The 318-nt window shown below is 68.9% G+C and carries 1 protein-coding gene; it reads right to left on the minus strand.

The features are described 5' to 3' along the window. Window positions 1-318, minus strand: a 318-nt coding sequence (locus tag KI686_RS17550) for a hypothetical protein (protein ID WP_497801191.1), incomplete at its 5' end; no start/stop codon positions are given.

Below are 318 nucleotides of genomic sequence, written 5' to 3' on the forward strand. Positions count from 1 at the left end.
TCACGAGTGGGTCCCTGAGCCTGTCGAAGGGTCCAGCGAAGCCAGCTGGTGCTCCCTGAGCGACGCGCAGCCGTTCACGCCGAGCTCCAGCAGGGCGTCCAGCTCGCGCTTGTCGAAGGGCGCGCCCTCGGCGGTGCCCTGCACCTCGACGAACAGGCCGCGGCCGGTGACGACCACGTTCATGTCGGTCTCCGCGCGCACGTCCTCGACGTATGCCAGATCGAGCATGGGCTCGCCGTCGATGATCCCGACCGAGACCGCGGCCACCGAGTCCAGCAGCGGCGTCGCGTTCTTCCCGATGAACTTCTTCTCGCGGCC

This window comes from Polaribacter sargassicola, from assembly GCF_021991835.1.
Taxonomy (GTDB): domain Bacteria; phylum Bacteroidota; class Bacteroidia; order Flavobacteriales; family Flavobacteriaceae; genus Polaribacter; species Polaribacter sargassicola.